Raw genomic sequence first — 13,890 nt, forward strand, 5'->3', positions numbered from 1 at the left:
ACATGGATTTCAACCCGCTGGACCTTATCCTGCATCTCGATGCCTACCTCGATCTGCTGGTCACCAACTACGGTCCCTGGATCTACGCCATCCTCTTCACCGTGATCTTCTGTGAAACCGGTCTGGTGGTCATGCCCTTCCTGCCCGGCGATTCGCTGCTGTTCATCGCCGGCGCCGTGGCCGCCGGTGGCGGCATGGACCCGGTCCTGCTGGCCGGCCTGCTGATGGCCGCCGCGATCCTCGGCGACAGCACCAACTACGTGATCGGCCGCACGGCCGGCGAGCGGTTGTTCAACAACCCCAACTCGAAGATCTTCCGTCGCGACTACCTGCAGCGTACCCACGACTTCTATGAACGCCACGGCGGCAAGACCGTGACCATGGCGCGCTTCCTGCCTATCCTGCGCACCTTTGCACCGTTCGTCGCCGGCATCGCCCACATGCACTACCCGCGCTTCCTCGGTTTCAGCGTCGCCGGTTCGCTGCTGTGGGTCGGCGGCCTGGTTACCCTGGGCTACTTCTTCGGCAACGTGCCATTCATCAAGCAACACCTGTCGCTGATGGTGGTAGGCATCATCATCCTGTCGCTGGTGCCGATGATCCTCGGCCTGCTGCGTAGCCGCCTGGGCCGCACGGCCAAGGCGCACTAAGCCTGCCAATGTGGTCGTTCAGCGCCTGGCGGCGCAAGCGCACCCTGGCGCGCTACCCCATCACCCCCCAGCAATGGCAGGCCGTGCGCGAGCGCCTGCCGATGCTGGACGGCATCACTGACGAAGAAGATCGCTGGCTGCGTGAAGCCTGCATCCTGTTCCTGCTCGACAAGCACCTCACCTGCCTGCCCGGCGTCGAGCCGGACGACGAGCAGCGCCTGTTGCTGGCCGCCCAGGCACAGTTGCCGCTGCTACACCTGGGCGAGCTGAACTGGTACCAGGGTTTCCACGAAATCATCCTCTACCCCGACGACTTCAAGAGCCCTCAGCGCCACCGCGATGCCAGTGGCGTCGAGCACGTATGGGACGGCGAGCACAGCGGCGAAGCCTGGCAACAGGGCCCGATCATCCTCGCCTGGAGCGGCGTGCTGGCCAGTGGGGGCTGGGAGGCCTACAACCTGGTCATCCATGAGCTGGCGCACAAGCTCGACATGCTCAATGGCGATGCCAACGGCCTGCCGCCGCTGCACAGCGGCATGCCTGTGGATGAATGGGCAACCGCCATGCAACAGGCCTATGACGACCTCAACCGCCAGCTGGACGCCAACCCCGACGCCGAAACCGCCATCGACCCGTATGCCGCGGAAAACCCCGCGGAGTTCTTTGCCGTCACCAGCGAGTACTTCTTTAGTGCACCCGACCTGCTGCAACAGGCTTATCCACAGGTCTACCGCCAGTTATCGCTGTTCTACCGCCAGGACCCGCTGGCGCGCCTGTGCCGGCTGCAGGCCGAACACCCGGAATACCGCGAAAGCCACGCCTGACGGGGCCGCACATCAGGCCAGGCGTGGCATGCCCATGCAGAATGTGCCTATAATCGCCGCCACTTTTTTGGTCAAACACGGGGGCACTGCCCAATGAGCTACAGCAAGATTCCGGCGGGCAAAGACCTGCCGAACGACATCTACGTCGCCATCGAAATCCCGGCCAACCACGCGCCGATCAAATACGAGATCGACAAGGACAGCGATACCCTGTTCGTCGACCGTTTCATGGCTACCCCGATGTTCTACCCAGCCAACTACGGCTTCATCCCGAACACCCTGGCCGATGACGGTGATCCGCTGGACGTGCTGGTCGTTACCCCTTACCCGGTAGCTCCAGGTTCGGTTATCCGCGCCCGTCCGGTCGGCGTGCTGAACATGACCGACGACGGCGGCGGCGATGCCAAGGTCATCGCTGTTCCTCACGACAAGCTGTCGCAGCTGTACGTCGACGTGAAGGAATACACCGACCTGCCAGCCCTGCTGATCCAGCAGATCGAGCACTTCTTTGCCAACTACAAAGATCTCGAGAAGGGCAAGTGGGTCAAGATCGAAGGCTGGGAAGGCGCTGACGCCGCCCGTGCCGCGATCACCAAATCGGTTGCTGCCTACAAGGGCTGATACCGGTTGCATGAAGAACCCCGCCCTGGCGGGGTTTTTTTATGCCTGATGGATGGCTGGCCGCCCTGGCACTGGATGACCTGCCTGCGCAGCACTTTTGTGGGAGCAACTGTCTTGCTCAAACTCTAAATGCTGGCGCGATCCCTGTGGGAGCGGGCGTGCCCGCGAACACCGGCGCAGCCGGTGCCAGCTACCGCGTTGGCCTCTTCGCGGGCACGCCCGCTCCCACAGGAACCGCGCACTTGCTTGGGAAAGTAATAAATCCTACGCAGTCCTACGCCAACGCCCTACAAACAGGCGCTTTTCACACAAGCCCCATCAACATCCGGTTCATATCCTTGCTGGCACCCCGCCGCTACACTCGCCGCCATGAACACATCCGGCGACCGCCTCAAAGCCTTGCTCCACGAATGTGGCCTGACCCCTTCCGATTTCGCCGCCCAGCGCAGCGTCACACCCCAGCACGTCAACAACTGGTTCAAGCGCGGTGTGCCCCTGGCCCGGCTGGACGAAATGGCCGACCTGTTCTGCGTGCATCGTCGCTGGTTGCGCACGGGCGAAGGGCCCAAACACCACAACCCGATCCTGCGCAACTGCCCGCCAGGGCCGGCGCCCGCCAACCCGCCCACGCCACTGTCGGCGCAAGGCGGCCGGGCACTGAAGGTGCCCTTTTACGAACTGCACAACGGCCTGCTGTCACCTGTGGCCAGCAAGCACCTGTGCCTGCCCGCAAAAGCCCTGAAAGTGTTGGGTGTGCATGCCGACAACGCCATCTGCCTGGCCATGCCCGCCAGCAACATGACCCCGCTGATTCCGCTGCAGGCCACCCTGGCCATCGACCTGGGCATGACCCGGGTGGTCGAGGGCGAAACCTATGCCCTGCTGCACAACGGCGCGCTCCGGGTGAACAACCTCAGCCTCGGCCAGCACGGCACGCTGTACCTGCACAGCCATGACCGGCGCACCTATGCGGTAGAACGCTACACCGCCGCCCAGCGCCAGGCACAAGGGCTGGAAATTCTGGGCTGGGTGTTCCACTGGTCGCATTTCCGCCAGCAACGGCCCGGCTGAAACAACCTGTGCCATTTTTTGCTGGGCATCCTGCGCGCGCCCTTGTATGCTACGCCGCACATTCAGCCCCGACCGGCGCGAGCCGCGGTCCAGAGGGCTCGGCGATATCCCACACGGGCATCTGCCATCTCTTTCAGGCCTTTGATGGCCACACAGTTAAGGCGATTGCGGCTTACCATAAATTAGTCGGAAGCGTCCCCGAGAAGCCGGCCACAAGCCGGCTTTTTAATGCCTGAAGAAAAGCCATTCTGCTCCTCTGCAACCTTCCTATGGCTGGGAAATCGCAGTTGTGAGAGCGAAAATAATCTCATTCGCCATTTATCTGACACTACCCTGACGCTCATCTGAAAATCGTCGGATAAATGACGTTTCGCGTGGAGCTTTCATCCTCCTGTTCTAGGCTCAAGCCATATGGGAGGAGGTGTAGTCCATGCGCAAATTATTGATTGGCTCGTCGATACTGGCTTGTCTGGTGGTGCTGGGCGGCTGGTTGAGTCGACCGCAGCCGTTGCCGGTCAGGCTGCTGGAGGTTGAGCGGGGGCCGGTGGAAACGGTGGTGGCCAATACGCGCGCGGGTACGCTGAAGTCCTGTCGACGCTCGCACCTGTCCTTCAATGTCGGCGGCCAGGTTGCCGAGTTGCAGGTCAGCGAGGGCCAGCGGGTCCAACCGGGCCAGGTGCTCATGCGCCTGCGCCAGGACGAGCAGCTGGCCAGGCTGCAGGAGGCCGAGGCGCGGCTGGAGGCCCAGCGCAACACCCGCGAACAGCGCTGCCAGCAAGCGCTCCTGGACCGGCGCGACCTTGATCGCCTGGGCCAGCTGGCCGACCGCAAGCTGATTGCCGCCGATCGCCTCGACCAGGCCGCGACCAAGGCCAACCTGGCGAAGCTGATGTGCAGTGCCAGTGCCGTGCTGATCCGCGAGGCCGACGCCAGCCTGCAGCTGCAGCGTTCACTGCTGGAGCAGACGACCCTGCGTGCGCCATTTGCCGGCGTAGTCGCAGAAATCAACGGCGAACTGGGTGAGTTCGTCACCCCTTCGCCGCCGGGTATTCCCACACCACCAGCGGTCGACCTGATCGACGACAGCTGCCTGTATGTCGAGGCACCGATCGATGAGGTGGACGCTGCCCGGGTTCACCCCGGCACCGCCGTGCGGATCAGCCTGGATGCCTTCCGTGGCCAGCATTTCACCGGCCGCGTCAGCCGCATCGCACCCTATGTGCGTGAATTGGAGAAGCAGGCGCGTACCGTCGATGTCGAGGTTCGCTTCGACCAGCCGCCGTCAGACCTGGCCCTGCTCACCGGCTATAGCGCCGATGTCGAGATCCTCCTGGAGCAGCACGCAAGTGCTTTGCGCATCCCCACCGAAACCCTGCTGGAGGGGCAGCGTGTGCTGCGATATGACCCGAGCGCCCGGGTGTTGCGCGAGGTGCAGGTACAAACCGGGTTGAGCAACTGGCGCTGGACCGAGGTGCTCGCCGGGCTCGACGAGGACGCGCGTATCGTCGCCAGCCTCGAGCAGGAGGGGCTCAAGGATACCGTGGCGGTGATCCCGCTGGATGCCACGGAGACCGAAAAATGATCCGCCTGCGCGGCGGCAGCCGCAGCTTCCAGCTGGGCGAACAACGGGTGATGGGGCTGGACGGCCTGGACCTGGACATCGCAGCCGGTGACTACATGGCGGTGATGGGCCCTTCGGGCTCGGGCAAGTCGACCCTGCTGAACATCCTTGGCCTGCTCGATGCGCCGAGCGCTGGCGAGTACTGGCTGCAGGGCGAGGCCACGGCGGCGCTGAGCGAGGCGCGCCGCGCCCAGTTGCGCAGCCGACTGATAGGCTTCGTTTTCCAGTCCTACCACCTGATCGCACGGCTGACGGTGCTGGAAAACATCGAGCTGCCGATGGTCCTCGCCGGCATCGGTGCGGCGCAACGGCGCAAGCGCAGCAGCCAATTGGTGGCCCGCCTGGGGCTGGGCGATCGCCTTGCCCACCGCCCGGCCGAGCTGTCCGGTGGCCAGCGCCAGCGCGTCGCGATCGCCCGGGCGATGGTCATGCAACCGCCGCTGTTGTTGGCCGACGAGCCCACCGGCAATCTCGATAGCCAGGCCGGCGCCGAGGTCTTCAGCCTGCTGGAAGAGCTCAACGGCGAGGGTCTGACCCTGATAGTGGTGACCCACGACGCCAGCCTTGGCGCCCGCGCACAGCGCCAGCTACACATGCGTGACGGGCGCATCCACAATATTGCGCCGCAGCGGGCGCTGGCCTGATGCGCGCTGCCGATGCCCTGGGCTTCTGGCTCGGCGCTTTGCGTGGGCACCGCTCGCGCAGCCTGATGCTACTGCTGGCCATCGCCATCGGGGTGGTGGCGGTCAACCTGCTCACCGGCCTTGGCGCTGGGGCGCGGGCCTTTGTGCTGAACGAGTTCTCGCTGCTCGGGCGCGACATCCTGATCGTTTTCCCGGGCCGCAAGGAAACCACGGGGCGAATGCCCCCGCTCACCGGCCTGACGCCGCACGAGTTGACCTTGCAGGATGTCCAGGCCATCACCCGGCTGCCGGGCATCCGCCGGGTCGCGCCGCAACAGGCCGGGCAGATGGAGGTGATAGTCGGCAACCGCAATCGTGAGGTGCTGACCCTGGGCACCACCCGGGACTTCTTCGCCATTCGCCAACTGACGGTCGTCCAGGGCCAACCCCTGCCGGAGCTGGACCCTGAACAGGCCGAGGCCGTCTGCGTGATCGGCGGCAAACTCCGGCGCGAGCTGTTCGGCGAACGCCCGGCCCTGGGTGAATGGTTGCGCGCCGGCGACCGGCGCTTCCGGGTGGTCGGTATCCTCGGTGAGCGGGGCGAATCCCTGGGCATGGATTTCGCCGAGATGTTGATCATCCCGGTGGCCAGTGCCCAGGCCTTGTTCAATAGCGAAGGGTTGTCGCGGGTGTTTGTCGAGGTGCATGGTCCGAGCGTTCTCGACCGTAGCAAGCGCCTGATACTCGCCGCGCTCAAGGAGCGCCACGAGGGTGAGGAAGACGTCACCCTGGTCAGCCAGGACAGCCTGCTCAGCGCCTTCGACCACATACTCGCGGTGCTGACCCTGGCGGTGGCCGGGATTGCCGCGATCAGCCTGGTGGTGGCAGGCATCCTGATCATGAACGTGACCTGGATTGCGGTGAGCCAGCGCAGCGCCGAGATCGGCCTGCTCAAAGCCATAGGTGTGACGGCGGCGCAGCTGCGCCTGCTGTTCCTCGGCGAGGCGGCGCTGCTGGCCCTGACGGGGGCGCTGGCGGGGCTGCTGCTGGCCGAAACCTTGCTCTGGCTAGGGCGCCTGGCGTTCGATCTGCCGCTCTATGCACCCTGGTGGGCGCGGGCTGGCGCAGTACTGCTGGCACTCGGCACGGCACTGCTGTTCGCCTGGCTGCCGGCCGCTCGGGCCTCGGCGCTGGAGCCGGTGGCGGCGCTACGCCCGCCGGGAGCGCACTGATGCGCTGGCAAGATGGTCTCCGGCTGACCAGCTCGGCGCTGACCTGCCGCCCCTTGCGCAGCCTGCTGACCCTGCTCGGGGTAGCGATCGGCATAGCCGCCGTGGCGCTGCTCACGGCCATCGGCGAGGGCGTGCGCGGCTATGTGCTGGAGAACTTCTCGCAGTTCGGTACTCGGATCATCACCGTGCGCCCGGGCAAGACCCAGACCAGCGGCCTCGGCGGCCTGCTCGGCAGCGTACGGCCTCTGACCATCAGTGACACCGATGCCCTGCGGCGCTTGCCGCATGTCGAGGCGGCTGTGCCGATCATTCAGGGTAGCGGGGATGTCCAGTTCGGCCAGCTGAGCCGGCGCAGCGACATTCTCGGTGGTGGCCATCAATTGGCACAGGCCTGGCGCATGCAGCTGAGCCTGGGCGAGTTCCTGCCCGCGGCCCGTGACGGTCGTTCGCCGCCCTATGTGGTGCTCGGCCATCAGCTGCGTGCCGAGCTGTTCGGTGCGCGCAATCCGCTGGGCGAGTTGATTCGCGTCGGCGGCGTGCGTTTCCGGGTGATCGGCGTGATGGAAAAGAAGGGCCAGTTGCTCGGTTTCAACCTCGACGATATCGCCTACATCCCGGTGGATTGGGCGCAAAGCCTGTTCAACCGCACCGGGGTGGTCAAAGCCCATGTAGTGTTCGGCGCAGGCACCACTTCAAAGGCGTTGAGCCGGCAGATTCGCGAGGTGCTTGGCGAACGGCACGGCGCGGAGGACTTCAGCCTGACCACCCAGGATGACATGCTGCGCAGCTTCAACCGCGTGCTCGGCACCCTGAGCCTGGCCATCGGTGCCTTGGGGGGTATTTCGCTGTTGGTTGGCGCGGTCGGCATTCTCACCATCATGACGACCGCTGTGGGCGAGCGCACGGCGGAAATCGGCCTGTTGCGGGCGATTGGCGCCAGCCCGCGGCAGGTGCTCGGGCTGTTTCTCGCCGAAGCGACGCTGCTGTCCCTGGCCGGTGGCTTGCTTGGCCTGCTGTTGATGGGCCTGCTGCTCGGGCTACTGCACCTGGCCATGCCGAGCCTGCCCTTGGCGCTGCATCCGCTGTTTCTGCTACTGGCGCTGCTGCTGGCGGCGGTGCTGGGGGTTCTCGCCGGCCTGGCTCCGGCACTGCGGGCCGCCCGCCTGCATCCGGTGGCGGCGCTGCGCAGTGAGTAGCGGCCAGGCCAATGAGCCGTACGCTGCAGGAAGATTTCTACAGGCTTTACTGGGGCTGCTTTGCAGCCCTTCGCGGGCACGCCCGCTCCCACAGGACTGCACATAACTCATTGAATTAGCAGGGGCCTTGTGGGAGCGGGTTTACCCGCGAACACCGGCATAGCCGGTGCCATATATCGCGTCGCATTCTTCGCGGGTGAACCCGCTCCCACAGGGTGCGCGGCGCGCTTACTGAATTTGACCCACCGCAAGCTGACAGAAAAGTAATCTGAAGCTCAGCCAGCTGACAGCGCAGATCAGCTAGCGTGAAGGAAGATTGTGGGGCTTCTCGACCCACACGCTGGGCATTCACCCGCCTGAATACCAGCAACTTTTCGACTGACTGGACGCAACGGCATGCAAAGCAAAACCACCAGACGCTCCTTCGTCAAAGGCCTGGCCGCTACCGGACTACTTGGCGGGCTGGGCATGTGGCGCACGCCGGTCTGGGCCGTGACCAGCCCCGGCCAACCGAATGTGCTGAGCGGCACCGACTTCGACCTCTACATCGGTGAGCTGCCGGTCAACATTACCGGCGCTGCGCGCACAGCAATGGCCATCAACGGCTCCATACCCGGGCCCATTCTGCGCTGGCGCGAAGGCGATACCGTCACGCTGCGTGTGCGCAACCGCTTGCAGCAGGACACCTCCATTCACTGGCACGGCATCATCCTGCCGGCGAACATGGACGGCGTGCCGGGCCTGAGCTTTCATGGCATCGCCCCCGACGGCATGTATGAGTACAGGTTCAAGGTCCAGCAGAACGGCACCTACTGGTACCACAGCCACTCCGGTTTCCAGGAGCAGATCGGGGTGTACGGCGCCCTGGTCATCGATGCAAAAGAGCCTGAGCCATTCACCTATGACCGAGACTATGTGGTCATGCTCAGCGACTGGACGGATGAAGACCCTGCCCGGGTGCTGTCCAAGCTCAAGAAGCAGTCCGACTATTACAACTACCACAAGCGCACGGTGGGTGATTTCGTCAACGACGTGAGCGAAATGGGCTGGTCCGCTGCGGTAGCCGACCGCAAGATGTGGGCCGAGATGAAGATGAGCCCCACCGATCTCGCCGACGTGAGCGGTTACACCTACACCTACCTGATGAACGGCCAGGCCCCGGACGGTAACTGGACGGGGGTGTTCAAGCCGGGCGAGAAAATCCGCCTGCGCTTCATCAACGGCTCGGCCATGACGTATTTCGATGTGCGAATCCCCGGCCTGAAGATGACGGTTGTCGCGGCGGATGGACAGCATGTAAAGCCCGTTTCGGTCGACGAGTTCCGCATCGCCGTTGCCGAAACCTACGACGTCATTGTCGAGCCCGAGAACGAGCAGGCTTACACCATTTTCGCTCAATCCATGGACCGCACCGGGTATTCCAGGGGCACCCTGGCTGTTCGCGAAGGCTTGCAAGCCCCTGTTCCAGCTGTCGATCCACGGCCGATCATTTCCATGAGCGATATGGGCATGGACCATGGCGGTATGGGTGGAATGGACCACGGCAGCATGGCTGGCATGGATCACGGCGACATGGCTGGCATGGACCACGGCAGCATGGCCGGCATGGACCATGGCAACATGGCTGGCGCCAACGCAGCCATGCAGAGCCACCCAGAATCCGAGACCAACAACCCCCTGGTCGACATGCAGACGATGACCCCTACGCCAAAACTGGGCGATCCGGGCATCGGGCTGCGTGACAACGGCCGCCGTGTGCTGACCTATGCGGACCTGCGCAGCACCTTCCCGGACCCGGACGGCCGCGCGCCAGGTCGCACAATCGAGCTGCACCTCACCGGCCACATGGAAAAGTTCGCCTGGTCCTTTGACGGCATCAAGTTTTCCGATGCCGAGCCATTGCGCCTCAAGTATGGCGAGCGCCTGCGCATCACCCTGGTCAACGACACCATGATGACTCACCCCATCCACCTGCATGGCATGTGGAGCGACCTGGAGGATGAGAACGGCAACTTCATGGTGCGCAAACACACGATCGACATGCCGCCTGGCTCAAAACGAAGCTACCGCGTCACTGCAGATGCTTTAGGACGTTGGGCCTATCACTGTCACCTGCTGTTCCACATGGAAATGGGCATGTTCCGCGAAGTCCGTGTGGACGAATGAACTGGAGATCCGAGATGAGCAAACCAATGAAACGAAGCGCTTTTTTCCTTTCTGCTGCAATGGCCGGCCTGTTTGCCGTTTATGCCCCGTCATCATGGTCCGACGGCGAGCAGCCTGCCGATGCCGCAAAAGCCAAGGGCGCCCAAGGCATGGACCATGGTGCGATGAAGGGCATGGATCACGGCGCCATGAAAGGGATGGATCACGGCTCGATGAAAGGTATGAACCATGACGCCATGAAGGGTATGGACCATGGCTCGATGCAAGGCATGGACCACGGCAAGATGATGCAATCGCATGGCAGCGATAAAGCTAAGGCAGGGAAAGATGCTCAATAGCCTGGCACGACTATCGCTGCTGGCATTGACCGTTTCGCTCGGCGTGCTGGGGGCTGCGCCCAGCTTCGCCGCTGAAGAAATGGACCATTCGACGATGGACCACGGCAAGATGGATCATGGCAGCATGCAGGGCATGGACCACGGCACCATGGATCATGGGGCTATGGACCATGGAGCCATGAACCATGGAGCGATGGACCATTCGAAAATGAACCACGGCTCGGCGGATACGCCGACGACCAGCCGTACCCCGATCCCGGTGCTGACCGATGCCGACCGCCAGGCGGCCTTCCCGCCGTTGGGCGGGCATCAGATGCACGACAGTGCGATCAACAGCTTCTTCCTGCTGGATCAGCTCGAGTACCAGGATGCCGATGAAGGCAGCACGCTGGCCTGGGATGCTTCTGGCTGGATAGGCGGCGATATCAACCGTCTGTGGATCCGCTCCGAAGGTGAACGCACCAACGGTGTCACCGAGGATGCCGAATTGCAGCTGCTGTACGGCCGCTCGATCAGCCCATGGTGGGATGTGGTTGCCGGGGTGCGCCAGGATTTCAAGCCTGAATCTCCCCAGACCTGGGCGGCGTTCGGTATCCAGGGCATGGCACTTTACGACTTCGAGGCCGAAGCCACTGCGTTCATTGGTGAGAACGGCCAGACTGCCGCGCGCCTGGAAGGCGACTACGACATTCTGCTGACCAACCGCCTGATCCTGCAGCCAACCGCTGAAGCCAATTTCTATGGCAAGAACGACCCTGGGCGCGGCGTGGGCTCCGGCCTGGCCAATACCGAAGTCGGGCTGCGCCTGCGCTATGAAATTGTCCGCCAGTTCGCCCCCTACATCGGCGTCACCTGGAACCGCTCCTACGGCAAAACCGCCGATTTCATCCGCGACGAGGGTGGTGATGTGGATGAAGCGCGTTTCGTGGCCGGTATTCGCCTGTGGTTTTGAGAACCAGACATGAAAAAAACAATAACAACGCTTGTTGCAGCAGGCGCAGTGGCCAGTGTGGCCGTGCTGGGTGCCGCGTACTCCGGCCTGGTCAATGTCGGAGCCGATGATCCCCATTTCCCCGCCGTGCATGCCTTTCTGGCCATGGCACGGGAGCGTTCGATCGCAGTGCGGGCCAGGGACATCGAGGTGCCAGACCTGAAAGATGAAGCGCTGATTCGTACTGGCGCCGGTAACTACAATGCCATGTGCATCGGTTGCCACCTCGCCCCTGGCGTCGAGAACACCGAGCTCAGCCAGGCTCTGTATCCATCACCCCCCAACCTTGCCAGGAGCGGGATCAGTGGCGACCCTGCGGCTGCGTTCTGGATCATCAAGCACGGCATCAAGGCCTCCGGCATGCCGGCCTGGGGCAAAAGCATGGGTGATGAATACATCTGGGGCATCGTCGCCTTCCTGGATCAGCTACCCCAGTTGAACGCCCAACAGTACAAGACAATGGTCACGGCCAGTGGCGGCCACCAGCATGGTGGTGGCGAAAGTGAAATGCACAACCATGAAGGCCAGCACGGCGACAACGTGCCTGACCACCATGGTGAGCAGGCCTCGGGCGCAGGCCATCGTGATGAGGGGCATTCAAAGGCGCATACTCATCGCGATGGCAAGCAGCACATGCATAAAGACTGAAGGCAGCTTCGCACTACCTTCAGTTGTCACGCAGAGTACATAGCACGCGGTCCGCCAACGCCAGGCAACTGGTCAAACCCGGTGACTCGATGCCAAACAGGTTCACCAGCCCCGGCACGCCATGCTCGGCAGGCGTACTGATGACAAAGTCCGCCGCCGGGTCCAGCGGGCCGCTGATTTTCGGGCGGATGCCGCTGTAGGCCGGTTGCAGGCTGGCGTCGGGCAGGTCGGGCCAATAGCGCCGTACCGCGGCGTAGAAACTGTCGCCGCGTCGAGGGTCTACCGGGTAGTCGATCTGTTCCACCCACTCCACATCCGGGCCGAAGCGCGCCTGGCCACCGAGGTCGAGGGTCATGTGCACACCCAGGCCGGCGTGCTCCGGTGCCGGGTACACCAGGTGCCGAAATGGCGCACGACCGCTCAGGCTGAAGTAGCTGCCTTTGCATAGATAGGCCTTGGGCACATGGACAGGGTCGAGGCCTGTGATATGGCGAGCGACTTCAACCGCCGATAACCCGGCGCAGTTGATCAACCGCTGGCAGGTCAGGCTCATCGGCTCGGCACCGCCCATATCCAGGCTGAAACCGGCCTCGATCACCCGCGCGGCCAGCAGTGGGGTATGCAGAACCAAGGTCGCCCCCGCAGCCTCGGCGTCCCCCAGCAGGGCGAGCATCAAACCGTGGGAGTCGATGATGCCGGTGGACGGCGACCACAGTGCAGCGACGCATGACAGCGCCGGCTCCAGCGCACGCGCCTGCTCGGCGTCGAGCCATTGCAGGTCGTCAACGCCATTGCGCCGGCCCTGCTCCAGCAGGCGCTGCAAGCCTTCGACCTGGGCCGCATCGCTGGCGACGATCAGTTTGCCGAGGCGTTGGTATTCAACACCCCGACTGTCGCAATAGGCATACAGGCGTTGCTTGCCCTCGACACACAACTGCGCCTTGAGGCTGCCATCGGGGTAATACAGGCCGGCGTGGATCACCTCGGAGTTGCGTGAGCTGACCCCGACGCCGATGCCCTCGCCCGCCTCCACCACCAGCACTTCATGGCCAGCCTGGGCCAAGGCACGCGCCACAGCCAGGCCGACCACACCGGCCCCGACCACCACACACTCGATATCAACGCTCACCTGTACCTCGCTTGTCGAAAGGCTTGATTGGCCTGTCTCCCCCCAGGCGCCACTCTAATCAAGCGGGCCAGCAGGTGTATACCGACAGGTTTGCAGCGCCTATCAGACCGAGCGCCGCCCGCGCGGCGCATCGCGAGCGAAGCTCGCTCCTACATCTGTTTCGGGCCAATTATTCCTGATGCAGAGGCGCGCGGCCCCTTGGCATCCGCCTTGATATCGTGTGGGAACAACGAGGCGGTCGCGCGCGCTGGTGCAGGCGTTACTGGCCCGAAACAGATGTAGGAGCGAGCTTCGCTCGCGATGCGCCGCGCGGGCGGCGCTCGGTCCCATAGGCGCTGAAATTGCTAAGGCGAACACCTTGCGGCCTTCACACAACCTTGAAGGCAAACGCTCACTGCCCCATGCCCAGCTCGGCATCATCCATCAGCGCCTTGGCCATCGCACTCAGGTAGTGCGCAGCCCAGATCATCATCGGCTTCTCATCCATCAGGCCGGTGATGGTCAGTTCGCGGACATAGCCCATCAACTCTGAGGACTGCTCGCGGGCATCGCGGCAGGGGATGCCGGGCTCGATGCGGAACAGCGGGTGGGTGCCGTTTTCGCCCTGGTAGAAGGTGGTTTTGCCGACGGTGAACTGGGTGTCTTCTGTGGTCATTGTTGAATCCCCCTGAAATTTCTCGAGTGCCTGGGCCGGCCCTTTCGCGGGTGAACCCGCTCCCACAGGAGCTGTGCAAGTCTTGAAGCTTGTAATGAACCTGTGGGAGCGGGTTTACCCGCGAA

14 protein-coding genes are annotated in these 13,890 nt (G+C 63.6%); 12 read left to right on the top strand and 2 right to left on the bottom strand.

Going from position 1 to position 13,890, the window contains the following annotated elements:
- Nucleotides 1-2 precede the first annotated feature (2 nt).
- The 12 genes from ACIQYU_RS24625 (at nucleotide 3) to ACIQYU_RS24680 (ending at nucleotide 11,981) form a co-directional block, all read left to right on the top strand.
- Nucleotides 3-650 (top strand): DedA family protein, encoded by a 648-nt coding sequence (locus ACIQYU_RS24625; RefSeq protein WP_207832783.1) that lies wholly within the window; start codon nucleotides 3-5, stop codon nucleotides 648-650.
- 8 nt (nucleotides 651-658) lie between these two features.
- Nucleotides 659-1,474, top strand: coding sequence for a zinc-dependent peptidase (locus tag ACIQYU_RS24630; protein ID WP_013970691.1), 816 nt, complete (start codon nucleotides 659-661; stop codon nucleotides 1,472-1,474).
- A gap of 93 nt (nucleotides 1,475-1,567) precedes the next feature.
- Nucleotides 1,568-2,095, top strand: coding sequence for an inorganic diphosphatase (ppa, locus tag ACIQYU_RS24635; RefSeq protein WP_003255365.1), 528 nt, complete (start codon nucleotides 1,568-1,570; stop codon nucleotides 2,093-2,095).
- A 369-nt stretch (nucleotides 2,096-2,464) separates the two neighbouring features.
- Entirely contained in the window at nucleotides 2,465-3,166 is a 702-nt protein-coding gene (locus ACIQYU_RS24640) for a helix-turn-helix transcriptional regulator (RefSeq protein ID WP_207832780.1), read from the top strand.
- Between the two features lie 430 nt (nucleotides 3,167-3,596).
- The gene (locus ACIQYU_RS24645; RefSeq protein ID WP_207832778.1) at nucleotides 3,597-4,748 is read left to right on the top strand and encodes an efflux RND transporter periplasmic adaptor subunit; all 1,152 of its coding nucleotides are present in this window, start codon (nucleotides 3,597-3,599) and stop codon (nucleotides 4,746-4,748) included.
- On the top strand, nucleotides 4,745-5,431 hold the full coding sequence (locus tag ACIQYU_RS24650; protein ID WP_233694723.1) for an ABC transporter ATP-binding protein: 687 nt from the start codon (nucleotides 4,745-4,747) through the stop codon (nucleotides 5,429-5,431). Before ACIQYU_RS24645 ends, ACIQYU_RS24650 begins: the two co-directional genes overlap by 4 nt.
- Nucleotides 5,431-6,642, top strand: a complete 1,212-nt coding sequence (locus tag ACIQYU_RS24655) for an ABC transporter permease (protein WP_402802562.1) — start codon at nucleotides 5,431-5,433, stop codon at nucleotides 6,640-6,642. The genes ACIQYU_RS24650 and ACIQYU_RS24655 overlap by 1 nt, the downstream gene beginning before the upstream one ends.
- Nucleotides 6,642-7,838: an ABC transporter permease gene (locus tag ACIQYU_RS24660; protein ID WP_233688204.1), complete on the top strand. Its 1,197-nt coding sequence runs from the start codon at nucleotides 6,642-6,644 to the stop codon at nucleotides 7,836-7,838. The genes ACIQYU_RS24655 and ACIQYU_RS24660 overlap by 1 nt, the downstream gene beginning before the upstream one ends.
- Nucleotides 7,839-8,234: 396 nt before the next feature.
- A complete protein-coding gene (locus ACIQYU_RS24665; protein ID WP_233688205.1) occupies nucleotides 8,235-10,004 on the top strand; it encodes a copper resistance system multicopper oxidase in 1,770 nt (589 codons plus the stop codon).
- On the top strand, nucleotides 10,001-10,342 hold the full coding sequence (locus ACIQYU_RS24670) for a hypothetical protein (protein WP_402802565.1): 342 nt from the start codon (nucleotides 10,001-10,003) through the stop codon (nucleotides 10,340-10,342). The genes ACIQYU_RS24665 and ACIQYU_RS24670 overlap by 4 nt, the downstream gene beginning before the upstream one ends.
- Nucleotides 10,332-11,294 (top strand): copper resistance protein B, encoded by a 963-nt coding sequence (locus ACIQYU_RS24675; RefSeq protein WP_402802566.1) that lies wholly within the window; start codon nucleotides 10,332-10,334, stop codon nucleotides 11,292-11,294. The genes ACIQYU_RS24670 and ACIQYU_RS24675 overlap by 11 nt, the downstream gene beginning before the upstream one ends.
- Nucleotides 11,295-11,303: 9 nt before the next feature.
- Nucleotides 11,304-11,981, top strand: a complete 678-nt coding sequence (locus ACIQYU_RS24680) for a c-type cytochrome (RefSeq protein WP_063911078.1) — start codon at nucleotides 11,304-11,306, stop codon at nucleotides 11,979-11,981.
- 19 nt (nucleotides 11,982-12,000) lie between these two features.
- Here ACIQYU_RS24680 and ACIQYU_RS24685 read toward each other — a convergent pair whose 3' ends face one another.
- Nucleotides 12,001-13,110: an NAD(P)/FAD-dependent oxidoreductase gene (locus ACIQYU_RS24685; protein WP_402802569.1), complete on the bottom strand. Its 1,110-nt coding sequence runs from the start codon at nucleotides 13,108-13,110 to the stop codon at nucleotides 12,001-12,003.
- Nucleotides 13,111-13,501: 391 nt separating this feature from the next.
- Nucleotides 13,502-13,765, bottom strand: a complete 264-nt coding sequence (locus ACIQYU_RS24690; protein WP_284384304.1) for a DUF3077 domain-containing protein — start codon at nucleotides 13,763-13,765, stop codon at nucleotides 13,502-13,504.
- Nucleotides 13,766-13,890: the final 125 nt, after the last annotated feature.

Source organism: Pseudomonas sp. NPDC096925 (assembly GCF_044762545.1).
Taxonomy (GTDB): domain Bacteria; phylum Pseudomonadota; class Gammaproteobacteria; order Pseudomonadales; family Pseudomonadaceae; genus Aquipseudomonas.

What these genes read in the sequence shown, in the direction of transcription:
- ACIQYU_RS24625 (WP_207832783.1), top strand. Translation starts at nt 3, where the DNA reads ATGGATTTCAACCCGCTGGACCTTATCCTGCATCTCGATGCCTACCTC.
- ACIQYU_RS24630 (WP_013970691.1), top strand. Translation starts at nt 659, where the DNA reads ATGTGGTCGTTCAGCGCCTGGCGGCGCAAGCGCACCCTGGCGCGCTAC.
- ppa (WP_003255365.1), top strand. Translation starts at nt 1,568, where the DNA reads ATGAGCTACAGCAAGATTCCGGCGGGCAAAGACCTGCCGAACGACATC.
- ACIQYU_RS24640 (WP_207832780.1), top strand. Translation starts at nt 2,465, where the DNA reads ATGAACACATCCGGCGACCGCCTCAAAGCCTTGCTCCACGAATGTGGC.
- ACIQYU_RS24645 (WP_207832778.1), top strand. Translation starts at nt 3,597, where the DNA reads ATGCGCAAATTATTGATTGGCTCGTCGATACTGGCTTGTCTGGTGGTG.
- ACIQYU_RS24650 (WP_233694723.1), top strand. Translation starts at nt 4,745, where the DNA reads ATGATCCGCCTGCGCGGCGGCAGCCGCAGCTTCCAGCTGGGCGAACAA.
- ACIQYU_RS24655 (WP_402802562.1), top strand. Translation starts at nt 5,431, where the DNA reads ATGCGCGCTGCCGATGCCCTGGGCTTCTGGCTCGGCGCTTTGCGTGGG.
- ACIQYU_RS24660 (WP_233688204.1), top strand. Translation starts at nt 6,642, where the DNA reads ATGCGCTGGCAAGATGGTCTCCGGCTGACCAGCTCGGCGCTGACCTGC.
- ACIQYU_RS24665 (WP_233688205.1), top strand. Translation starts at nt 8,235, where the DNA reads ATGCAAAGCAAAACCACCAGACGCTCCTTCGTCAAAGGCCTGGCCGCT.
- ACIQYU_RS24670 (WP_402802565.1), top strand. Translation starts at nt 10,001, where the DNA reads ATGAACTGGAGATCCGAGATGAGCAAACCAATGAAACGAAGCGCTTTT.
- ACIQYU_RS24675 (WP_402802566.1), top strand. Translation starts at nt 10,332, where the DNA reads ATGCTCAATAGCCTGGCACGACTATCGCTGCTGGCATTGACCGTTTCG.
- ACIQYU_RS24680 (WP_063911078.1), top strand. Translation starts at nt 11,304, where the DNA reads ATGAAAAAAACAATAACAACGCTTGTTGCAGCAGGCGCAGTGGCCAGT.
- ACIQYU_RS24690 (WP_284384304.1), bottom strand. Translation starts at nt 13,765, where the DNA reads ATGACCACAGAAGACACCCAGTTCACCGTCGGCAAAACCACCTTCTAC.